Raw genomic sequence first — 20,376 nt, forward strand, 5'->3', positions numbered from 1 at the left:
CGTGCAACGTTCCTGGGTGGTCGCCGCGTCCGAACACATGAGGGCCTCGCATGGCCTGGCGACACGGGTACGGGGCGCGGCGGCGGTACCGATACGGGCCTCCGCCGTTCCCGTGTCACCCGCGCTCCGGGCCGGGATATCGGGCGTGGATGTCGCCGTTGTACAACCGCCGGCAGAAATCGTTCATCCGGGCCGCTGCGGCAGCGCGCCGGGCGATGACTCCGGCCACGCCCGGCGGCACGGCCCGCGGAATGTCGCCACTCGCGCACCGGCGCACGAACTCGTCGCGGGCGACCGGCTCGCGGCCGGCCGGCACCGGCACCCCGCAGACCGTGGTGACCAGCCAGTTCACCAGCCGCATCGCGGCGTAATCAGCGTCGTGGCCGATGTTGTGCGCGACGAAGCGGCGCTCGGTGCCCGACAGGGCGAACCGCGACGAGGTCGCCAGGCCGAAGTCGACGAGCCGGAGGTTGCCGTCGTCCGCCCGCATGTTGCCGAAGTGCCCGTCCAGGTGCAGCAGTTCCCGGCCGCGCAGGAACCCCACGATCGCGAACATCTGCCGCTCGATCGTCTCGGCCCGGGCGGGCGGGTCGGCCAGCGCGGTGGACACCGGATCGGGGACGTACTCCCCGAACAGCACGAGACTCGACCTGGCGGCGGCCAGTTCCGCGAAGCGCAGCCGCACGGCCGGGTCGCCGCCGAACTGGGTGACGACGGCGTCGACGTCACGGTGCTCGGGCGCGACAGGTGGACGGCCGGGCAGCACACGCCAGTGGTACAGCAGCGGGAAGGAGTCCGTCCCACCGGCGAGGACCCCCTCGGTGACGGTCAGGTTCGCGGCAAGCTCGCGCCAGGCGCCGAAGCCCGGCCCCGGCAGCCGGTACATGCCGTACTGGCAGCAGACCGGCAGGCCGAACAGGTTCGCTGTGCTGTGCGGACGAGCCAGCTCCCGGTCGGTGATCGGGATCCGCTTGACGAATACCGGCGAGCCGTCGAGGTCGAGCACCGTGGAGCCGCCTCCCACGCCCACAGCGCCGGCGGGCGCGGACTCGATCAGCGCCACCAGCTCGTCATCGCCGCGGGCGGCGAGCCGGGCCGACATGCGGTCGTGGCGCCAATCCCGGGTGCCGGCCACCGCCCCGTCACGCCGGCCCACCGGATAGGGCATCCCGGCCGTCATTCCGCCGGGCCGCCGCCGAAGCCGATCTCGTTGCCCTCCGGGTCGCGGTAGGTGACTTTGCGGACGCCGTTGTCGTAGGTCTCCCGGAGCGCCGGCGTCAGCCCGCGCGAGCCGATCGCCGCCACCCGCTCGTCCAGGTCGTCGACGAAGAGCGTGTGCAGGGCGTGCCCGGCGTGCGCCGGCCGGTGCTCGATGTAGAGGAACCGGTGCTCGGCCACCTCCCACACCGCCTCGACGTCGTTGGGGAAGAACGCCGGTGGGCCGCCGAGCAGCTTCTCGTACCACCTCAGCGCCGCGCCGAAGTCACCGACCGAGATGCCGGCGAAGAGGTCGACGCTCACAGCGGCGCGCACAGCATGACCGGGTGGCCGGCCGGGTCGGCGACGTAGGCCATCCGCTCGCCCCACGGCTGATCGGCCGGCTCGACCAGCACCCGGACGTCCCGGTCGCGCAGTTCGGTGAGCCGGCGGTCGACGTCGTCGGTGTAGACGCACAGCTCGAACTGCCGGCCCTCCCGCGGCCGGATCGGCAGCCCGTGCGAGCCGACCTGCCCGTCGGTCACCAGCGCCAGGGAGATGCCGGCCTCCAGCGCCACGAAGCCCGGTGGCCCGTCGTCCGGGAAGCGGAAGGTCTCCGCGAAGCCCAGCAGGTCGCGGTAGAACGCCAGTGCGGCGCCCATGTCCTCGACATAGACAATTGTCGACGCGTCCCGGAAAGCCTTCACGGCTCCGACGCTATCGGCGGCCGGGCCCGGGCGCAGCCCCGTCGGCACGCCGGCCGCCCGATCGAGGACTCGCGGTCAGCGCCGGCCGCGCCGGCCGCCCGGGTCCGCCGTCTTGTAGGTGACCAGCGGCACCGTGCTCACCACCGGCGTGGCCAGGCCGAACTCGACCAGGTCGCCGATCACCTGCTCGATACGCTTGTAGGCAGTCGGCGCCTCCTCGAACAGCAGCTGCCGGTCGCCGCAGACGACAACCGAGCCGACCGGGGTACGCCGTAGCTCCTCCACGGTGTGTTTGGCCTTGCCGCGCCGCAGGGCGTCGGCCCGGGACATCTTGCGGCCCGCGCCGTGTGCCACCGAATGGCCCGCCTCCGGGCCGGCGTGCGTGGCCACCAGGAACGACGCGGTGCCGCGGGTTCCGGCGATCAGCACGTCCGGTCCGTCGCCCGGTGCGGCGCCCTTGCGGTGCAGGTAGGCGCCGTCGCGGGCCTCCACCGAGTTGTGGCAGACGTCGGTGACCGGCTCGCCGAGGCCGGCGCCGAGCGCGTCGGCGACCCGCTCGGCCATCAGCCTGCGGTTCAGCCGGCCCCAGCGGACGGCGTCGTCGTGGGCGGCAAGGTAGGCGGCGGGGTCGGCGGCCGGTCCGGCGCCGTGCTCCTCGGTGTGGGCGCGCAGGATCCGCTCGCCGAGGCCGCGGGAGCCGCTGTGAACGATCAGCATCAGGTCGCCGGCGCCGAGTCCGAGCCGCTCGGCGTGCTCGGCGTCGAGCACCGCACCGACCTTGGCCAGCTCGACGAAGTGGTTGCCGCGGCCGACCGTGCCGAGGCCCTCGGTCCAGCCGGCCGGGATGGTGGTTCCCACCTCGGCCGGGTCGAGCGCCCGGTCGAGGTCGGGGAAGCGGGGGGCGAGCCGTTCCGGGACGGCGCGTTTGAGCCGGATCGGGAAGACGGCGATGCCGCACCCGATGTCGGAGCCGACGAGGAACGGATAGAGCACCGACGAGGTCATGGCGGCGCCGATCGGGGCGCCCTTGCCGGGGTGCAGGTCGGGCATCCCGGCGACGTGGATCATCCCGGGCAGCGCGGCGACCTGATGGCACTGGTCGACGGCGCCGGACTCGATCCAGCTGCTGGAGCCGGCGAAGACGGTGACGGAGGCTGAGGTGGACTGCACGGACGCGCTCTCCTCGAGACAGCGGCGGGTAGGGACTGAGGCGTTCCGTCAGTACGTCATGGCGACCAGCATCGCCGAGCCGGTCACCTGCGGCAACCGAATTAGAAACGTTCTTGGCACTGCGCCAATTACATACCACGGCGGCATGTAGTGACTGGGATTACCGCCATGTTACCGACGGGTTAGCTTGATTACATCCATCGATGCTGATCCATCGGGAGCCACCATGAAGGTCTCACTGCTGACCGCAGCAACCGCCCTCGCCGCCACCATCGCCCTAGCCCCGGCCACGCCCGCCGCCGCGGCCAACCCGTACGAGCGCGGGCCCGCACCCACCAACGCCAGCATCGAGGCCGCCCGCGGATCGTTCGCGATCGCCCAGGTCTCGGTGGCGCGCTCCAGCGTCACCGGGTTCGGCGGCGGCACCGTCTATTACCCGACGTCGACCACGGCCGGCACCTTCGGTGCGGTGGCCATCTCCCCCGGCTTCACCGCCTCCCAGTCGAGCGTCGCCTGGCTCGGCCCGCGGCTCGCCTCGCAGGGCTTCGTCGTGATCACCATCGACACGCTGAGCACCCTGGACCAGCCGGACAGCCGGGGCTCGCAGCTGCTGGCCGCGCTGGACTACCTGACCCAGCGCAGCACCGTGCGCACCCGGATCGACGCCACCCGCCTCGGCGTGATGGGCCACTCGATGGGTGGCGGCGGCAGCCTCGCCGCGGCCCGCACCCGCCCGGCGCTACAGGCCGCCGTCCCGCTCACCCCGTGGCACGGCACCAAGTCGTGGACGACGGTGCGCGTCCCCACGATGATCATCGGTGCGGAGAACGACACGGTGGCCCCGGTGTCCTCGCACTCCGAGCCGTTCTACACCAGCCTCTCGGCCACGCCGGACAAGGCGTACCTGGAACTGAACAACGCCAGCCACTCGGCGCCCACCTCCGGCGGCAACGTGACCGTCGCGAAGTACAGCCTGTCCTGGCTCAAGCGCTTCATCGACAACGACACCCGGTACGACCAGTTCCTCTGCCCGGCCCCGTCCGGCTCGGCGATCCAGGAGTACCGCGCCACCTGCCCGCACGCCTGACCAGTCACCGACGGCGGGTGTGTGAAGTTCGGGTCGCCCGGTGGGCGCAACTTCACACGCAGATCGCCCGGTCCCCGGCAGCACGGGACCGGGCGATCGTCATGCCGTCACAGGCTCATCCAGCAGTACAGGTGCTCGCCGGTGTCCCGGGCCCGGCGGGCGAGCCCGGACAGCTCGGTGATCGCCGCCTCCAGCCACTCGGGCTCCGCGTAGCCCCCGAACTCCTCGATGCCGCTCCACCGTTGCGCCAACTCCGGGATCCGGGCGTCGTCGACGCCGGCCAGAGCGTCCCGGGCCCGGTCGCCGAGGTCCATCACCCACGGCCCCTCATGGCCGGTGTCCTGCTCGCCGCCCACCGGCCATGCCAGCGAACCGGAGACCAGCTCGACGCTCCACGGCTCGTCGAGGAGGAAGCCGACGAGCTGACCCAGCGACACCGACGGGTCGATGCCCTTGGCGTCGACGGTGTCGAGCAGGCCATCGGGCGAGTCACCGTCGTGCTCGTCCATCAACCGGACGACGGTGGCCGCGTCGGCGGCCCGGAAATAGTCGTAGAGGACGCCCACGGCCGATCAGAATAGGGTCAGCGGCTCGTCCGCGGATGCCGGCGGTGGCGCCGGGGGCTCGAGTGCGGGCAGCGACGGCACCAGCGCCCGCACCTCGTCATGGAAGCGGCGGCACAACTCGGGGGCGTCGGCGTTGTCCGGCGTGTGCACGAAGACCGTCGGCGAGCGGCCCTCCCGCAGCCAGCCGGCCACCGCCTCCACCCAGCGCTGCCAGCCCTCGACAGTGCGGGTGGTGTCGTCGCGCCCCAGATAACGGACGATCGGCCGGTCGGTCAGCGCCGCGGTGCGCAACGGCATGCGCGGCTTCTTCAGCCAGGCGTCGCGCTCCTCGTCACTGGCCGGGGGCGTCCGGAAGAACTCGGTGGTGTCGAACGGGATCCACTCGGCACCGACGTCGGCCAGCGTCGCCTCGAGCCGGTGCGGGTCGTGGAAGAAGGCTGGATCGCGCACTTCCACGGCGTACCCGAAAGATCGGGGAAGGCGTTGCAGGAAGCGCGAGAGAACCGTCAGGTCGCCGGGCCCGAAGGATCCCGGCAGTTGCACCCAGAGCGCGTGGACCCGTGGGCCCAGCGGCTCGATCGCGTCGAAGAACTGGCGCAGCGGCTCGTCGGCGTCACTCAGCCGGCGCTCGTGGGTGACCACCTTGGGCATCTTGAGGACGAACCGGAAATCCGGCGGGGTCTCCGCGGCCCAGCTCGCCACCGTCTCGCGCGCGGGCGTCGCGTAGAACGTGGTGTTGCCCTCGACCGCATTGCACCAGCCGGCGTAGGCGCGCAGCCGCGCGGCCGGGGTGGCCGGATGCGGCAGGAAGCGGCCCTGCCAGGACTTCAGGCTCCACATGGCACAGCCGACGTGCAGGCTCGGCGTCACGCGCCCGCACCTGCGTCTGGGCCCGCGACCGGGCCCGCGCCTGTACTTTCGCCTTCGCCTTCGCGGAGGATCGCCGCGGCGAGCTCGGCCGGGCGGCTGAGCGCCGCCAGGTGGCCGCTGGGCGCTGTCCGCGCGGCGAGCCCCGGGCGCTCCCTCCCCACCCGCTGCTGGAACTCCAGCGGGACGTCGTGGAAGGCGTCACCGCCCGCGCCGGGAACCAGGATGAACGAGGTCACCGTCGCACGGTACCGGTGGACGCCCTCGCCACCAGCGCCGGGACGAACGACGCCTGCTCGTGCACGTGATCCGGGTCGGTGGCCTCGTCGAGGACCAGGCGCGCGGCCGTACGGCCCAGTTCCTGGCGCGGCTGGCGCACCGAGGTGAGCGGCACGGCGGCGGCGGCCGCGAAGTCGATGTCGTCGAAGCCGACGATGGCCAGGTCGTCGGGAACCCGCAGCCCGGCGGTCACCGCGTGCTGCAGCAGGCCGAGGGCGAGCAGGTCGTTGGCGCAGAAGGCGGCGGTCGGCCGGCGACGGCTGGGCAGCCCGGCCAGGCGCTCGCCCGCCGAGCGGCCCTCGTTGACGGTGAGCGCGTCGGTGGGCAGGTGGATCAGGTCCTCCTCGGCCATGCCGAACTCCGCCCACACCTCGCGGGCGCCCTGCAGCCGCTCGCGGACCTGGCCGATGCTGGACGGCCCGCCGACGAACGCGACCCGCTGGTGCCCGCGGTCGAGCAGGTGCTCCACCGCGATCCGCCCACCGAGCACGTCGTCGACCGCAACCGAGCAGTGGTCGCCGGCGCTGCTCAGCCTGTCCACCATCACGAACGGGATGCCGCGGCGGGCGATCTCGGCGAGGTGCGGGGCGTCCGGGTCGACCGGGGTGATCAGGATGCCCTGCACCCGCTGCTGGACGAGCCGGTCCAGGTGCTTGGCCTCCCGCTCGACCCGGCTGTTGCTGTTGCAGACGAACAACGACAGGTCGGCGGCCTCGGCGGCGGTCTCGATGCCCTCGGCGACGTCGTGGAAGAACGGGTTGCCGCCGTCGAGCATGACGTAGGCCAGCGCCCGGCTGGTCCCCGCGCGCAGCTGCCGGGCCGACTCGTTGCGGATGAAGCCAAGCTCCGCCATGGCCCGCTCGACCCGCTCCCGGGTGGTGGTGCTGACCACCGAGGGGCGGTTGAGCACGTTGGAGACCGTGCCCAACGAGACGCCCGCGGCGGCGGCGACGTCCTTGACCGACGGGGCGCGGCCGTTGCGCGGCTGGTGGCTCACGGGCCTGTCTCCCCTCGCGTTTGAAACGTCATATCGCGGCTTGCCCGTACAGGATCGCACGAATATGAAACATTTCAAGTGTTCTGTGCCGGTCTCGCCACATCGAGGGGCACGCCGCGATCCCCTCCATTCTGCGGCACCGATCAAAAGCGGCCATCAGCGGATCACCGATCCTCCGGAGCGAGGATTCCACCTCGCGGTGTCCGTGCGCTGTCTCGGCTCAGGCCGTCGAGCACGGCCGCGGCCCGTTCCACCCGCTCGCGCAGCGGGTCCCGGAGCGATCCGTCCGGGCCGAACGCCGAGGCCTGCGTGTGCCAGCCGGCGCGCGGTCTGCCGGCCGGCAGACCGCGCCGGCGGATCAGGTCCCGCGCGTCGTGGCGCACCTCGTCCTGGGTGACCCGCTGGTCGCCGGGTTCGAGGAACACGATGTCCGTGCTCGCGGCAGCGCCGCCAGCAGCACCGCACGGTCGGTCGTCTCCGGCATACCGGTATCCGGCCCTACTGGCCGGCCACGGCGATGTGGGCGGCGACGATGTGCCAGCCGTCGTCGTGGACCCAGGTGCGGGTGTAGCGCATCCGGGCGGTGACCGGCGCGCCGCCGAAGGTGCCGGAGACGGTACCGGTGAAGAAGGTGACACCGGTGACGCCGACGACCAGCGACTCCAGCGACTCCTCGACCAGCTCGTCGATCACCGAGGTGCCGGTGCGGTACGCGTCGAGGTCGTCCTGCTTGCGGTAGTGGGCACCGTCCGGCCCGACCGCGATCAGGTCGTCGTGCAGCAGCCGGTCCAGCTGGTCGGGGTCGTTGGCGCGCTGTGCCGCCTGGAGCCGCCGTTCCGCCACGAGCAGCTCCGATGCGAGATCTCCCATGGCCGGTCAGCCTACTGGCGACGGGCCGAACCAGGTGAGGCCGTCGCCATGGGCGCGGGCCCAGGCGAGCGGCTCACCGTCCAGCGCGAGCACGTTGTGCAGCGTCTCGCCGGGCGCGCCCGGTAGGCCGTCGTAGGCGATCACCGTCGGGTTCTCCACGGAGATCCAGTGGGCGGCCGGCCCGCCAGACGATCCGGGGCCGATGCTCCGGCGGCGGCGTCCCGCGCAGGTCGCAGCGCAGCACCGGCTCGCCGGAGCCGATCCGGTGGGCGCCGTAGCGGTAGCTGTACCGGTCGGGGAAGAGGTTGAGCCCGGCTGACGCGCCGACCTCCAGCAGGGCCAGCGGTTGCGGCAGGGCGGCCAGCACCGGCAGCAGCAGCGCGCAGCGGCCCGGCTCGTTGGTCTGCGTCGCCCGTGAGCGGATCTGCGCCTCGACGCGCGGCCACTGGTCCACGACGAAGTCACCGAACGCGGCCGGGTCGCTGACCGGGCCGCCGAGGAACTGCACGACCGCGAAGAGCAGATTGGGCCGGCGCTTGGCCGGCGGCAGCGTGTCCAGCAGCGCGATCAGGCGGGTGTCGCGGGAGACGGCGACGGCGAGCGCCTCGTACGCCGGTGACTCCCCGGCTGCTTCCCGCGCGGCGAACTCGGCGTAGACCGACGCGGTGGGCATGGCCGCGATGATGCCATGCGGGTCCACGGCGAGATGTCCGCCCCGTGCACGATGAGGTTGCGGCACAGCAGATCGGCCGGAGATCGCGTTCTCCTCGTCGGAACCGGCCGACACGGGGAGGGGCTTCATGCGGTTCGAGGATTTCGTGGCGGCACGGCTGCCGGCGCTGCTGCGCTACGCCGTGCTGCTCACCGGCGACCGGGAGGAGGCACACGACCTGGTCCAGGAGGTGCTGGCCCGGGCCTATCTGAGATGGCGCCGGATCGAGGCGATGGACGAGCCCTACGGCTACGTCCGCCGGATGGTGACCAACGAGCACCTGTCGTTCCTGCGCCGGCGCCGGCTGCGGACCGTTCCGCTGGACGCCGGTGACCTGGTGGCCGGGCCGGGGGCGCCGCCGGTCGACGACGAGCTCTGGAAGCTGCTCGGCACCCTTCCCCGCCAGCAGCGCGCGGTGATCGTGCTGCGTTATTACGAGGGGATGCGCGACGAGGAGATCGCCGACGTGCTCGGCTGCCGCGCCGGCACCGTGCGCGGTTACGCCAGCCGGGCCCTGGCGGCCCTGCGCATCGAGCTCACCGCACCGGTGACGGACCGACGGGAAGTGCTGTCATGAACACGCTCGAAGACCTCCGCCGGAGCCTGGTCACCCACGCCGCCGACGCCCCGGACGGTTCGGGGATGGCTGAGCGGGCGCGGACCCGGGCGGTCCGGCTGCGGCGCCGTCGCCGATTCTTGGGGGGTACGACCGCCGCACTCGCCCTCGCCCTCGTGGCGATCGGTGTGCCCCTGGTCGTGCGCGGCCCCGTCGCCCCGCCGCCCGTTGCCGCGCCGCCGGCCACCGCCGCGCCCTCTGCCGCCGCTGCTCCGGACCGGACCGCCTCGCAGCTCACCCTCGCCGTGGCGCCGAAGTCGCCGTTCATGGTGACCACGCGCGGCGGCGACCAGCACTCGCAGTACGCCACGGTTCGCGCCGAGGCGGACGTCTCGGCGGAACGGCCGGGCAGCTCAGGCGGGAACGAGGGGGGCGACGTGCGGGCCTACGACCCGGGCACGTTCGACCCCACCGCCCTGCGCAAGGGTGAGCCGACCACCGTCGCCGGGCGGCCGGCCTGGTACGCGCCCTATCTGGCGAACGCTGTGGTCACACCGGTGCAGGGTCAGGGCGTACCCGGACCGGCCGTGGGCTGGGAGGAGCCGGGCGGCGTGTGGATCACCGTCGGCACCGCCCGGGACAAGGAGACGACGAAGGCCGACCTCGTGGAGGTCGCCGAGGAAGTGCGGCTGGGTACGCCTGAGGAGATCACCGCTCCGTTCCGGCTGGGCTGGGTGCCCGGGGACCTTCGGATCAGCCGGGTCAGCGAGCAGCTCGGGCAACCGCACCTCTCCGCCGCTGTCGCCTTCGGCCCGTTCACCGACCGCCCGCCGCCCGTGTCGGTGATGTCGCAGACCGCCGACGGCAACGAGGCATGGGAGGGGATCAAGGATGACGCGCCGGAGGTCACGACCGTCAACGGGTGGGCCGTCCGATATCTGGCGCATTCCCGGGGGCCGCTGAACAGCGCCCACATGTTCGTCGAGACCGGCGAATGCGTGTTCTTCTTCTTCACCGCGGACCGCACGAAGATCACCCGAGCGGACCTGACCCGGATGGTGGAGAACGCCTCCTTCGGCGACTGCACCGACCGTTCCCGCTGGGGCCCGCCGACCCGATAGGGTCCGTGATCATGCCACTCTTGTTCTCTTACGGGACGTTGCGGGACCCGGCCGTTCAGCACAGCACGTTCAGCCGGGAACTGGCCGGGCGCGACGACCGGATCCTCGGGTTCCGCCTGGAACAGGTCGAGATCACCGATCCGCACGTTCTCGCGGTGAGCGGCAGCACCCACCACCCGATCCTGGTGCGGACCGGCGACCCGGCCGACGGGGTGGACGGCTCCGCCCTGACGGTGACCGATGCCGACCTGTTGCGGGCCGACGAGTACGAGGTGGACGACTACCAGCGGGTGGAGGCGGCCCTCGCCTCCGGGGACAAGGCCTGGGTCTACGTGGCGCGCTGAGCGAGGGCGCGGCGGCCCGGCGGATGGCGCCGTCCACGCCACCGCCGCCGAGCAGGGACTCGTTGGCGGCGGTCACCATGGCGCGAGGAGCACTTCCACAGTGGCCATGAGACATGCTCCCACCTGGGGATTCACTTGTGGGCGCGGGCTACCGTGGTGGCGTGCCGAACCTGATCGACGAACGACCGCCGACCGCGCCGGCGTGGCTGACCTGGCCGGCCCGGGTGGTGGCGGTCGTCGTGGTGCTGCCGGTCCGCCTGCTGTGGGAGGCGATGAAGGCGATCGGGCGCGTCCTGGACCGGTTCGTCGTCGCCCCGCTGGCCTGGCTGTGGCAGCACCTCGTCGTCATCCCGGTGAGCTGGGCCTGGCGACACCTGATCGTCATCCCGGCGAGCTGGGCCTGGCAACACCTGATCGTCATCCCGGCGAGCTGGGCCTGGCGACACCTCGTCTTCATCCCGGGACGCCGGCTGTGGCGGCAGGTGCTCGCGCCGCTGGCACGTGCGCTGTGGCGGTGGGCGTTGCGGCCGGTGTTGCTGGGTGGCCGGGCCGTCGTGCGGTTCGTCGTCGAGTGGGTCGTGCTGCCGGTCGCGAAGTTCGTCCATGCCTGGGTGCTGCGGCCGCTCCGGTGGCTGGTGGTCACCGGCTGGCAGGGGACGTCGTGGCTGGGCCGGCAGGCCTACCGGTGGGTGTTGCGGCCGGTGAGGATCGCCGCGGTGTGGGTGTGGCGGATGACGTTCGGGGCGCTGTTCCGTGGGGTGGCGATCGTCTGGCGGGCCACGGCGGTGCCGGCCTGGCGGTGGGTGCGGGCGGAGATCCTGCGGCCGGCCGGCGAGGCGGCACGGTCGGCGCTGGTGGCGGTCGGCCTGCGGCGATAACGCGAAGTACGCCGCGAACGGCGGGCGGGCGGCGCGGGCACAAGCGGGGGCTGGCGGCGCGTTGAGTTGGGGCGAGCCGCCCCGGCACCGGAGAATCGGCGACGAGGCGGCTCGAGTCGGCAGCGCGCTCAGCGGGCTCCGCAAGACCTGAAAGCCCTGCGAGGAGCCCCTGGGAGCGCTCCCAAAGTACGTTACATCACATCGACACCGATGAGAAGGTTTGGAAAAGATCTCGCGGCAGCTCCGCCCGGCGGGCGCGGCAAAGGCGCGGGTGGCAGCGACGTCGCGGTGACACTCGAGAGCCGTGCGATTACTCGTACGAAATAATCATGAAGAGCGACCGAAGTCCTTGGCCGCGCTGCGCAGAAGCTCGGTGATCTCTTCGGCGGGGAGCGGGCGGGCGAAGAGCCAACCCTGGCCGGTGTCGCAGCCGAGCCGGCGCAGACGATCGGCCTGCCGGCGCGTCTCGACGGCCTCGGCCGTCACGCTGATGCCGAGCGCGTGGGCCAGCCTGACGATCGTCCCGACGATCTGCTCGTCGACGCCGTCGCCGGGCTCACGCAGATCGCCGGGCTCACGCAGATCGCCGGGCTCACGCAGATCGCCGGGTTGACCCGGGCCCTCGGCGGGCTCGCGCAGGCCCTCGACGAACGGGCCGGCCAGCTTGAGGGTGTGCACGGGCAGCCGGCGCAGATAGGCCAGGTTGGAATATCCGGTGCCGAAGTCGTCGATGGCGATCCGGATGCCGCGCTGGGCGAGGGCGTCGAGGGCGCGCAACGGGGCGCCGTCGGTGTCCATGATGGCGCTCTCGGTGAGTTCCAGCAGCAGCAGGCCGGGGGCGAGCCCGGTCCGGGCGAGGACGCTGTCCACCTCGGCGACGAAGCCCGGCTCGTGGGTCTGCGAGACGGTCATGTTGACGCTCATCGAGATGCTCGGGCCGGGGAAGAGGCGTGCCCAGGCGGCGGCCTGCGCGCACGCCTGCTCCAGCACCCAGCGGCCCAGCTGGAGGATGACGCCGGTCTCCTCGGCGAGCGGGATGAACGCGTCCGGGCCGAGCATGCCGAGGACCGGGTGGCGCCAGCGGACCAGGGCTTCGACGCCGCGGATCTGCTCGTCGGCGAGGGAGACCATCGGCTGGTAGACGACGGTGAACTCGTGCCGGTCCAGGGCGTCGGGCATCGCGGCGGCCAGTTCGTACCGGGCGGCCTGGCGGGCGTTGCGGTCGGCGTCGTACCGGACGAAACGCCCGCGGCCCTCCTGCTTGGCGACGTAGAGCGTGAGGTCGGCGTTCTTCATCAGCTCGGCCGGGGTGGTCTCGCGCACCGGGCTCTCCACCACGCCGATGCTGGCGGTGACCCGCATCCGGTGCTGGCCGACCTGGTACGGGCGGGACAACTCGGCCAGCACGCACCCGGCCAGCTCGGTGAGGTCGTCGGGGCCGGCGGGGTGGTCGGCGAGCAGCACGAACTCGTCGCCGCTCATCCGGCCGGCCACCCGGCCCGGTCCGTCGGCGCACCGGCTGAGCCGCTGTGCGACCGCCACCAGCAGTTCATCGCCGACCTGGTGGCCGAGCGTGTCGTTGACCCGTTTGAAGCCGTCCAGGTCGAGATAGCACAGGCCGACCCGGGCGCCCGGCGGCGGATCGGCGAAGATCCGGTCCAGGTGGCCGGCGATCATCACGCGGTTCGGCAGGCCGGTGAGCGGGTCGTGGGTGGCCTGATGCTCCAGCCGGTCCTGCAGGCGCCGCCGGTCGGTGATGTCCTGCACCATCGCGATGGCGAACTCGGGGGCGCCGTGCTCGTCGCGGATCAGCGAGGCGGTCAGGTCGGTCCAGACCACGGCGCCGTCGCGGCGGTAGTACGCCTTCTCCAGCCGGACGTGGTCGCGCTCGCCGCTGATCATCTCGGCGTAGAGCCGCCACATGTCCGGCGGGTCGCTGGGGTGGGTGAGGCCGGGGACGTACAGCGAGCACATCTCGTCGGGCGGATAGCCCAGCAGGTCGGCGAACGCCTGGTTGACCCGGACGATCCGGCCGTCCATGGTGCTGACACCGATGCCCACGGCGGCGCTGTCGAAGATCGCCCGCAGGTGCTCCTCACTGGTCCGCAGCGCCCGCTCGGCGGCGGCGTGCGCGTCCAGGACGGCCTTGTTGAGGCGCTCCTGCTCGGCCATCGTGGCCACCCGCAGCGCGTGCGCATATCCGGAAGCCACCGCGCCCTGGATCTGCGTCACCCGGGCCCGCCGGCCGGGCACGGCGCCGGCCGCGGCAGCCAGGTCGCTGCCGATCACCGAAACCGTCGCGGCGAGCACACCCGGCTCGGTCAGGTGTGCCTCGACCAGGGCGCCGCCGACCCGCGCGGCCTCACCCGGGTCGAACTCCGGCACCCGCATCGCGGCGACCAGCCGGCCGGTCAACCGGCGCAGCAGGGCACCCAGCTCACCGGCATCCATCGGGACGAACCCGGCGCTCGCCACCTGCCTGCGCCAGCGCCGGGCGAAGACCGCCTGCCCGGCGGTGTCCTGCGGTGGCATCCGGCGATCAGTTCTTCCTGGCGACGCCTGCGTAGGCTCCGACCCGCTCCGGGTGCTCGCCGACCGGGTCACCGGCGTCCGGCCGCCACAGCGGGATGAACACGAGCCCGGGCTCGACCAGCTCGAACCCGTCGAAGTACGCGGCGATCTGCTCGCCGGACCGCAGCACGATCTCGGTGGCGGTGCGGCCGGACAGCCGCTGCGCCTCGATCACCTCGGGCGGCTGGCCGTCCGCGGTGGCGTGCGAGACGAGCAGGTAGCTGCCGGGCGCCACGGTCTCACGCAGTGCGGCGACGACCCCCGCCGGGTCATCGGAGTCCGGCACGAAATGCAGCACGCCGGCGAGCAGCACCGCGACCGGCCGGCCGAAGTCGACCAGCCCGAGCTTCTCGCTCTCGGCGATCACCCGGTCGACGTCGCGCACATCCGCGCAGATCACCCCGGTGCCGTCGACACCGGCCAGGATCGCCCGGCTGTGCTCGACCGCGACCGGATCGATGTCGACGTAGACGACGCTCGCGCCGGGCGCCGCCTCCAGCGCGATCTCGTGCACGTTGCCGGCCGTCGGGATGCCGGAGCCGATGTCCAGGAACTGCCGCACCCCCTGCGCGGCCAGGAACCGCACCGCCCGGCGCAGGAACACCCGGTTGGAGCGCATCGTCTCACCGATGTTCGGCGTCATCGCCGCGATCTGCTCCGCGAGGGCGCGATCCACCGCGAAATTGTGGGCGCCGCCGAGGAAATAGTCGTAGACGCGGGCGGCGCTGGGCTGATTGACATCGATCCCGGCCGGCACCCAGTCCGTCGATCCCGTCACGACACCCTCCTCGATGGACAGTTCAAGACCCACAACTGTCTATCGTCCACAGCCCTCGATGGCAATCACCGACGCAGGTTGACTGATCGTCTTTCGGCGGCAGAGACGGAAGCGGCGTCTTTTTGTCGCTCTTTCCGGAGGGTCACTGTTCTTACTTATTTCGTACGATCGGGACTGGTCCCGTGGCCACACCGCGACCACCTGCCGGGCCGGGGCCGCAGCGCGACCGCCGGGCTGAAGCCTCTGGTCACCCCACAACCACTCCGCCGCTCCCCCACGCCCGCAGTCCCGCCGTCAGACCAGGTCCTGTGTGTGAAGTTGAGGTGCGAATCGGACCTCAACTTCACACACTGCACTGCGCTCGGAGCTGGCCGGTGTGTGAAGTTCGGGTGCGGATCGGACCTCAACTTCACACACTGCGCTGCGCTGGAGGCGCGCCGGCGAGGATTGCGGTAGACGGTGCCGGGCGGGGCTGTCAGGCGGCGTCGTTGAGGGCGTCGTCGAGGTGGTGGGTGCGGGCGGCGCCGGGCAGGGACGGGCCGCGGGCCGGGATGGCGTCGGCGCGGGCCGGGTCGATGCGCCACAGGGAGCCGTCGGCGGCGCCGGCCACGGTGGCGAGCATCGAGACGAAGGCGGTTCGGATCTGGAACTCGGTCTGCTCCTCGGGCAGGGCGGACAGCTCGACGAGCAGGGACGCGCTGCCGAGGATGCCGTACGCGTTGCGGGCGATCCCCTCGTAGTCGCCGCCCGGATAACGGGTCACGTAGGCACCGGGGTAGGCGGTGGTCGCCTCGTCGGTGCGGACCGCCAGCCGCCGGCCGTTGTCGGCGGCTGCCGCGGTGACCAGCGGGCTCGTCGGCCAGAGCACCGAGGCGGTGGTCTCCCGGCCGTCGGGCTGCAGGTAGCGGCCCTGCATGTGGTAGTCGACGACGATTCGCGGCCGGGTGCGCTGCCACAGGTTGAGCACGGCGCGGGCCTCGGGGACCGGGTTGTCGGCGATCGGGGTGAGCGGGTTGTGGAACCGGTTGATGTCGTAGCCGACGCCCGGCTCGGCGTAGTCGCCGGTGGCGCTGGGGTCGTGGTTGTACCGCTGCTGGCGGACGGCGCCGTCCGGGTTGGCCTGCACGACGATGTCGACGGTGACGCGCTTGAGCAGCGTGCGGTGCCACGTGGTGTCCGGGACGCCGAGGGTCCAGAGGGCGCGGATCGCGGCCGGGGTGCCGAGCGGCTCGTCGCCGTGCTGCTGGGTGACGAACAGCAGGCGGGTGCGCCCGTGGCCGACGGTGGCCAGGCGCAGCGGGCGGTTCTCGTTGCTGCGGCCGATGACGCCGAGGCGGACCCGGCCGTCACTGTCCCGGGCGATGCGGGTGAGCGCCCGCCGGACGTCGTCGGGGCTGGGGTTCGCGGGGACCAGGGCTGCCGGGACGGGTGCGGAGACCAGGGCTGCCGGGGCCGCCCCGGGGACGACCGGGGCCGGGGCCGCAGCGGCCGGAGCGGCGATCAGCCCGGCTCCGAGCAGGGCGGCGGTCAGGACGGCGAGTGCTTTCACGGCGGCTCCCAGATCGCTTGACGTCGATGTCAGCGGTCACCGTACCGTTCCGGAGAGTCACTCGCACGCCGGCGCGACCGTCAGCGGCCGTAGCCGAACATCTTCGCGGCCAGGTCGGTCATCACCTCGGTGGCGCCGCCGCCGATGCCGAGGATGCGGGTGTCGCGGTAGTGCCGCTCGACCTCCGACTCACGCATGTACCCCATGCCGCCGTGCAGCTGGACGGCCTCGTCGGCCACGTACTTGCAGGCGTCGACGGCCGCGTTCTTGGCCAGGCACACCTCACCGAACACCGGGTCACCGCCGGCGTGGCGGACGGCGACCTGCCGGGTGTACGCCCGGGCCAGCTCGATGCGCTGGCGCATCTGCACGAGCTTGTGCTGGACGACCTGCCGGGCGATCAGCGGCTTGCCGAAGGTGTGGCGGGCGCGGGCGTACTCGACGGTGAGGTCCAGGCAGCGCTGGGCGGTCGCGTAGGCGTGCACCGCCGCGATGATGCGCTCCGGGACGAAGACCTGGCCGATCAGCTGGAAGCCGGCGTTCTCCGGGCCGATCAGGTTGGCGGCCGGCACCCGGCAGTCGGTGAACGACAGCTCGGCGGTGTCGGAACAGAGCCAGCCCATCTTGTCGAGCTTGCGGGAGACGGCGAAGCCCGGCGTGCCCCGTTCCACGGCGAGCAGGCTGACCCCACCGGCGCCCGGGCCGCCGGTGCGCACGGCGGTGGTGACGAAGTCGGCGCGCACCCCGGAGGTGATGAACATCTTGGCGCCGTTGACCACGTAGTCGCCGCCGTCGCGGACCGCGGTGGTGCGCAGCGCGCCCACGTCGGAGCCGGCGTCCGGCTCGGTGATGCCCAGCGCGGAGACCTTCTCGCCGGCCAGGGTGGGCCGCACGAACCGCTCGATCAGGCCGGCGTCCCCGGTGGCGATCATGTGGGGCAGCGCGATGCCGTGGGTGTAGAGCGAGGCGTGGCAGCCGGACGAGCCGCCCGCCTCCAGGAACGCCTCGGTGACCACGACCGTGTCGACGGTGTCGCCACCGTCACCACCGCAGTCCTCCGGGAAGCCGACGCCGTAGAGCCCCGCCTCGGCAGCGCGCTGATGCAGCTCGCGGGGGATCTCACCGGCCTGTTCCCAGGCGGCCAGGTTCGGCAGGATCTCGCGGCGGACGAACTGCCCCATCGCATCGCGCAGGGCGAGGCGTTCCGGGGTGGCGAACGGATCGGGGTAGGTCATTCGACTCTCCTGGGCGTTCGTTCGGCGGGGACGTCCGGGACGCGGCGCGGCGCCCGTTCGACGAGGGTCTCGGGGTCGCGGCGGCCCAGCAGGACGGCGGCGGCGCGTTTCCAGCGCCGGATCAGCACCTCGCGCTGGGCGAGGTCGCCGCTGACGATGCCGGTCATGGCCAGCCCGCAGAAGACCTGGAAGCTGAACTGGATGACGGTGCCGAGCCGCGGGTCGCCGGGCGCGGCCTCCTCGATCAGCTCCCGGGACCGCTCGTGCAGCACGCCGAAAACCTCTTTCTCCACCGGCACCAGGGCGTCGCGCAGCTCGGTGTCGGTGCGGGCGGCGTTCCACAGCTCCAGGGCGGCCCAGAACAGCGGCGAGGAGAAGTGCCGCCAGACCACGTCGATCACGGCGTCGACCGGGTCGGTGCCGCCGGGCACCGCGGCCAGCTCGGCGCCGAGGCCGGCCAGGCGCCGCCGCGCGACGTGCTGCACGGCGGCGGCCAGCAGGTCAACCTTGGTCGGGAAGTGGTGCAGCAGGGTGCCCCGGGGCACGTCGGCCAGGGCCAGCACCTCGGAGGTGGTGGTCTCGGCGTAGCCGCGCTCGACGAGGCACTGGACGGTGGCGTCCAGGATCCGCACCCGGGTCGCCTCGCTGCGCTGCGCCTGGGTGCGCCGTCCTTGGTCTGCCACGCAATTACCGTACGACCTGACGGTTAGTTTTGTCTCCCGTGAATCTGCCCGGCCCTTGTGGTGAGCCAGGTCACTAATTTACCGTCACGCCAGACGGTAAGGGGGAAGCGGCTGTGGAGCTGCCTCGCGAGTTCGCGTATCCGTACACCGCCTCGGCGCGGATCGCGGCCGGACCGCAAAAGGTCTTCGCCGTGCTGGCCGACCCGGGGCGGATGCCGGACTGGCTGGTGCTGCACGCCGGTTGGCCGGGTGCCACGCCGCCCGGGCTCGCCGCCGGCGACCAGTTCACACAGCGCATCACGCTGATGGGCATGCCGGCCGAGGTGCGCTGGTCGGTGGCCGGCCTGGAACCGTCGCGGACGGTGTGGCTGGACGGCGCCGGCCCGATGGGCATCACGGTGGGGCTCTACCTCACGCTGTCCGCCCTCGACGACGGCGGGACGCTGGTGCGGGCCGGCGGCGGTGTCGAGGGCGGCACCGCGGACGGACCCCTCGGGCCGATGGTGGCGCGCAACCTCGCCGACGCCCTCCAGAAGTCACTGGCGAAGCTCACAGCCGTGGTCGTACCCTCGCCTGCCGCTCCTCCCCCCGCACCCGCGGTGACCGTTTCCGCCTCCCCCGCCGTCCGCGGGGTCAAGCCGGCGCCGGTGCGGCACGAGCGCAGCGGTCGCGACATCGACCCGTGGACGCCGGTGATCGTCGGCGTCGGCCAGGTCTGTGAGCGGTCCACCGAGCCGGCCGGCGGCGACCCGGTCTCCCTCGCGGTGCGGGCGCTGCGGCTCGCCGCACAGGACGCCGGTTCCCCGTCGGACGACGAGCTGCTGCGGTCCGCCGACACGGTCGGCTACGTCGCCAGCGTCTCCTGGCAATATCCGGACGGGGCCGCGCTGATCGCCGAAACGGTCGGGGCGAAACCCGCCGGGACCGTGCAGACCAGCATCTTCGGCGGCGACGGCTCGCTGCGCCTGCTCAACGACGCGGCCGCGGAGATCGCGGCCGGCCGGGTCTCGGTCGCGCTGCTCGGCGGGGCCGAGGCCGCCGCCACCGCGGCCGCCGCGGAACGTGCCGGCCGGGACCTCGGCTGGCCGGGACAACCCGACGGTACGACCCCCGCGCGCACGATCGGGGTGGACACCACCCCGAACACCGACGTCGAGATCGCGGCCGGACTGGTCGCCCCGATCTACGTCTACGCGCTGATCGAGTCGGCGATCCGCGGCAAGCTGGGGCTGGACCCGGCCGGGCACCAGGAGCGGATCACCGGGCTGTGGTCGCGGTTCTCGCAGGTCGCCGCGACCAACCCGTACGCCTGGCGGCCGCAGGCGTGGACGGCCGCCGACCTGGCCGTCCCGGGCGGCGACAACCGGCCGATCTCCGCGCCCTACCCGAAACTGCTGACGGCGAACCTGCAGGTCAACCAGGCCAGCGGGATCATCCTGTGCAGCGCCGAAGCGGCACAGCGCGCCGGGATCCCCCAGGACCGGTGGGTCTTCACGCACGCCGGCGCGCACGCCACCGACGAGTGGTACGTGACCGAGCGCGACGACCTGGCGTCCTCCCCCGCGATCCGGGCCGTCGGCGCGGCCGTCCTCGACCACGCCGGGCTGACCATCGACGACGTCCGGCACCTCGACCTCTACGCGTGCTTCCCGTCCGCCGTCGAGATCGGCGCGGCCGAGCTGGGGCTGCCACTGGACGACCCGGACCGTCCGCTCACCGTCACGGGCGGGCTGACCTTCGCCGGTGGGCCCGGGAACAACTACACCAGCCACGCCGTCGCGAACCTCGTACCCCTGCTGCGTTCGGACCCGGAGTCGCACGGCCTGGCCACCGCCCTCGGGTGGTACCTCACCAAGCACGCCGCGGTGGTGTTGTCGGCGCGGCCACCGCACCGCGAATACATCGACATCGACGCCGGCGCGCGGCTGGCCCGGCCCGCCGCCCGCAAGGTCGACACCGGCTGGACCGGGCCCGCGACCCTCGAGGCCTGGACCGTCCCCTACGGCCGCGACGGGGAACCGGAAGCCGCCGTCGTCACCGCGCTGACCGGGCGCGGCGACCGGGTCGTACGCCGCGTCACCGACCGCACGCTGATCGACCTGCTGCTCACCACCGACCCCCTGGGCCGGCAGCTGGACATCACCGCGGACGGCTTCACCGTCGCGCAGCGTGCCCCTGACCGGAAGACACCCTCCTAACGAAGGTTCCG

The 20,376-nt window shown here is 72.6% G+C and carries 21 protein-coding genes and 2 pseudogenes; 6 read left to right on the forward strand and 17 right to left on the reverse strand.

Annotation, left to right across the window (positions count from 1 at the left end):
* Window positions 1–115 precede the first annotated feature (115 nt).
* From AC0NH5_RS37540 to AC0NH5_RS37555, 4 genes are all read right to left on the reverse strand, one after another.
* Complete coding sequence (locus AC0NH5_RS37540) at window positions 116–1,168, reverse strand: serine/threonine protein phosphatase (RefSeq protein ID WP_474412199.1); 1,053 nt, start codon at window positions 1,166–1,168, stop codon at window positions 116–118.
* An 8-nt stretch (window positions 1,169–1,176) separates the two neighbouring features.
* A complete protein-coding gene (locus AC0NH5_RS37545; RefSeq protein WP_474412201.1) occupies window positions 1,177–1,521 on the reverse strand; it encodes a VOC family protein in 345 nt (114 codons plus the stop codon).
* Entirely contained in the window at window positions 1,518–1,904 is a 387-nt protein-coding gene (locus tag AC0NH5_RS37550; RefSeq protein ID WP_474412203.1) for a VOC family protein, read from the reverse strand. The genes AC0NH5_RS37545 and AC0NH5_RS37550 overlap by 4 nt, the downstream gene beginning before the upstream one ends.
* A gap of 75 nt (window positions 1,905–1,979) precedes the next feature.
* Window positions 1,980–3,074, reverse strand: a complete 1,095-nt coding sequence (locus tag AC0NH5_RS37555) for an RNA ligase RtcB family protein (RefSeq protein ID WP_474412205.1) — start codon at window positions 3,072–3,074, stop codon at window positions 1,980–1,982.
* A gap of 226 nt (window positions 3,075–3,300) precedes the next feature.
* Between AC0NH5_RS37555 and AC0NH5_RS37560 the strand changes: the two genes are divergently transcribed.
* Window positions 3,301–4,161 (forward strand): poly(ethylene terephthalate) hydrolase family protein, encoded by an 861-nt coding sequence (locus AC0NH5_RS37560; protein WP_474412207.1) that lies wholly within the window; start codon window positions 3,301–3,303, stop codon window positions 4,159–4,161.
* A gap of 107 nt (window positions 4,162–4,268) precedes the next feature.
* On the opposite strand, the gene AC0NH5_RS37565 is transcribed toward AC0NH5_RS37560, so the two are convergent.
* From AC0NH5_RS37565 to AC0NH5_RS37595, 7 genes and pseudogenes are all read right to left on the reverse strand, one after another.
* The gene (locus tag AC0NH5_RS37565) at window positions 4,269–4,727 is read right to left on the reverse strand and encodes a hypothetical protein (protein WP_474412209.1); all 459 of its coding nucleotides are present in this window, start codon (window positions 4,725–4,727) and stop codon (window positions 4,269–4,271) included.
* A 6-nt stretch (window positions 4,728–4,733) separates the two neighbouring features.
* A complete protein-coding gene (locus AC0NH5_RS37570) occupies window positions 4,734–5,567 on the reverse strand; it encodes a DUF72 domain-containing protein (RefSeq protein ID WP_474412316.1) in 834 nt (277 codons plus the stop codon).
* A gap of 26 nt (window positions 5,568–5,593) precedes the next feature.
* Window positions 5,594–5,833, reverse strand: a complete 240-nt coding sequence (locus AC0NH5_RS37575) for a hypothetical protein (protein ID WP_474412211.1) — start codon at window positions 5,831–5,833, stop codon at window positions 5,594–5,596.
* Entirely contained in the window at window positions 5,830–6,870 is a 1,041-nt protein-coding gene (locus AC0NH5_RS37580) for a LacI family DNA-binding transcriptional regulator (RefSeq protein ID WP_474412212.1), read from the reverse strand. The genes AC0NH5_RS37575 and AC0NH5_RS37580 overlap by 4 nt, the downstream gene beginning before the upstream one ends.
* Window positions 6,871–7,034: 164 nt before the next feature.
* Window positions 7,035–7,295 (reverse strand): hypothetical protein, encoded by a 261-nt coding sequence (locus AC0NH5_RS37585; protein WP_474412214.1) that lies wholly within the window; start codon window positions 7,293–7,295, stop codon window positions 7,035–7,037.
* A gap of 73 nt (window positions 7,296–7,368) precedes the next feature.
* Window positions 7,369–7,740 carry a nuclear transport factor 2 family protein gene (locus tag AC0NH5_RS37590; protein WP_474412215.1) on the reverse strand — a complete coding sequence of 124 codons (372 nt, stop codon included), beginning with the start codon at window positions 7,738–7,740 and terminating at the stop codon, window positions 7,369–7,371.
* 6 nt (window positions 7,741–7,746) lie between these two features.
* A pseudogene (locus AC0NH5_RS37595) lies at window positions 7,747–8,413 on the reverse strand (DUF2332 family protein).
* A 127-nt stretch (window positions 8,414–8,540) separates the two neighbouring features.
* Here AC0NH5_RS37595 and AC0NH5_RS37600 point away from each other — a divergent pair.
* The 3 genes from AC0NH5_RS37600 to AC0NH5_RS37610 are packed head-to-tail and all read left to right on the forward strand — an operon-like array spanning window position 8,541 to window position 10,473.
* Window positions 8,541–9,029: a SigE family RNA polymerase sigma factor gene (locus AC0NH5_RS37600; protein WP_474412217.1), complete on the forward strand. Its 489-nt coding sequence runs from the start codon at window positions 8,541–8,543 to the stop codon at window positions 9,027–9,029.
* Window positions 9,026–10,129, forward strand: a complete 1,104-nt coding sequence (locus AC0NH5_RS37605) for a hypothetical protein (RefSeq protein WP_474412219.1) — start codon at window positions 9,026–9,028, stop codon at window positions 10,127–10,129. The genes AC0NH5_RS37600 and AC0NH5_RS37605 overlap by 4 nt, the downstream gene beginning before the upstream one ends.
* Before the next feature lie 11 nt (window positions 10,130–10,140).
* Entirely contained in the window at window positions 10,141–10,473 is a 333-nt protein-coding gene (locus AC0NH5_RS37610) for a gamma-glutamylcyclotransferase family protein (protein WP_474412221.1), read from the forward strand.
* Here the strand turns inward: AC0NH5_RS37610 and AC0NH5_RS37615 are convergent.
* Window positions 10,469–10,588 (reverse strand): annotated as a pseudogene (locus AC0NH5_RS37615) (macro domain-containing protein); the annotation flags it as partial. The gene AC0NH5_RS37610 and the pseudogene AC0NH5_RS37615 overlap by 5 nt on opposite strands.
* A gap of 46 nt (window positions 10,589–10,634) precedes the next feature.
* On the opposite strand from AC0NH5_RS37615, the gene AC0NH5_RS37620 reads away from it, so the two are divergent.
* Complete coding sequence (locus AC0NH5_RS37620) at window positions 10,635–11,351, forward strand: hypothetical protein (RefSeq protein WP_474412223.1); 717 nt, start codon at window positions 10,635–10,637, stop codon at window positions 11,349–11,351.
* 327 nt (window positions 11,352–11,678) lie between these two features.
* Here AC0NH5_RS37620 and AC0NH5_RS37625 read toward each other — a convergent pair whose 3' ends face one another.
* The 5 genes from AC0NH5_RS37625 to AC0NH5_RS37645 form a co-directional block, all read right to left on the reverse strand.
* Window positions 11,679–13,883, reverse strand: a complete 2,205-nt coding sequence (locus AC0NH5_RS37625; protein ID WP_474412224.1) for a putative bifunctional diguanylate cyclase/phosphodiesterase — start codon at window positions 13,881–13,883, stop codon at window positions 11,679–11,681.
* Window positions 13,884–13,890: 7 nt separating this feature from the next.
* Window positions 13,891–14,700: an SAM-dependent methyltransferase gene (locus tag AC0NH5_RS37630; protein WP_474412226.1), complete on the reverse strand. Its 810-nt coding sequence runs from the start codon at window positions 14,698–14,700 to the stop codon at window positions 13,891–13,893.
* Between the two features lie 475 nt (window positions 14,701–15,175).
* Window positions 15,176–16,249 (reverse strand): M14 family zinc carboxypeptidase, encoded by a 1,074-nt coding sequence (locus AC0NH5_RS37635; RefSeq protein WP_474412228.1) that lies wholly within the window; start codon window positions 16,247–16,249, stop codon window positions 15,176–15,178.
* 80 nt (window positions 16,250–16,329) lie between these two features.
* On the reverse strand, window positions 16,330–17,484 hold the full coding sequence (locus AC0NH5_RS37640; RefSeq protein ID WP_474412230.1) for an acyl-CoA dehydrogenase family protein: 1,155 nt from the start codon (window positions 17,482–17,484) through the stop codon (window positions 16,330–16,332).
* A complete protein-coding gene (locus AC0NH5_RS37645; protein WP_474412232.1) occupies window positions 17,481–18,167 on the reverse strand; it encodes a TetR/AcrR family transcriptional regulator in 687 nt (228 codons plus the stop codon). Before AC0NH5_RS37645 ends, AC0NH5_RS37640 begins: the two co-directional genes overlap by 4 nt.
* A gap of 113 nt (window positions 18,168–18,280) precedes the next feature.
* Between AC0NH5_RS37645 and AC0NH5_RS37650 the strand changes: the two genes are divergently transcribed.
* On the forward strand, window positions 18,281–20,365 hold the full coding sequence (locus tag AC0NH5_RS37650; RefSeq protein WP_474412234.1) for a type II toxin-antitoxin system Rv0910 family toxin: 2,085 nt from the start codon (window positions 18,281–18,283) through the stop codon (window positions 20,363–20,365).
* Window positions 20,366–20,376 lie beyond the last annotated feature (11 nt).

The organism is Actinoplanes sp. 13, assembly GCF_056134165.1.

What these genes read in the sequence shown, in the direction of transcription:
- AC0NH5_RS37540 (WP_474412199.1), bottom strand. Translation starts at nt 1,168, where the DNA reads ATGCCCTATCCGGTGGGCCGGCGTGACGGGGCGGTGGCCGGCACCCGG.
- AC0NH5_RS37560 (WP_474412207.1), top strand. Translation starts at nt 3,301, where the DNA reads ATGAAGGTCTCACTGCTGACCGCAGCAACCGCCCTCGCCGCCACCATC.
- AC0NH5_RS37570 (WP_474412316.1), bottom strand. Translation starts at nt 5,567, where the DNA reads ATGTGGAGCCTGAAGTCCTGGCAGGGCCGCTTCCTGCCGCATCCGGCC.
- AC0NH5_RS37590 (WP_474412215.1), bottom strand. Translation starts at nt 7,740, where the DNA reads ATGGGAGATCTCGCATCGGAGCTGCTCGTGGCGGAACGGCGGCTCCAG.
- AC0NH5_RS37600 (WP_474412217.1), top strand. Translation starts at nt 8,541, where the DNA reads ATGCGGTTCGAGGATTTCGTGGCGGCACGGCTGCCGGCGCTGCTGCGC.
- AC0NH5_RS37605 (WP_474412219.1), top strand. Translation starts at nt 9,026, where the DNA reads ATGAACACGCTCGAAGACCTCCGCCGGAGCCTGGTCACCCACGCCGCC.
- AC0NH5_RS37610 (WP_474412221.1), top strand. Translation starts at nt 10,141, where the DNA reads ATGCCACTCTTGTTCTCTTACGGGACGTTGCGGGACCCGGCCGTTCAG.
- AC0NH5_RS37625 (WP_474412224.1), bottom strand. Translation starts at nt 13,883, where the DNA reads ATGCCACCGCAGGACACCGCCGGGCAGGCGGTCTTCGCCCGGCGCTGG.
- AC0NH5_RS37640 (WP_474412230.1), bottom strand. Translation starts at nt 17,484, where the DNA reads ATGACCTACCCCGATCCGTTCGCCACCCCGGAACGCCTCGCCCTGCGC.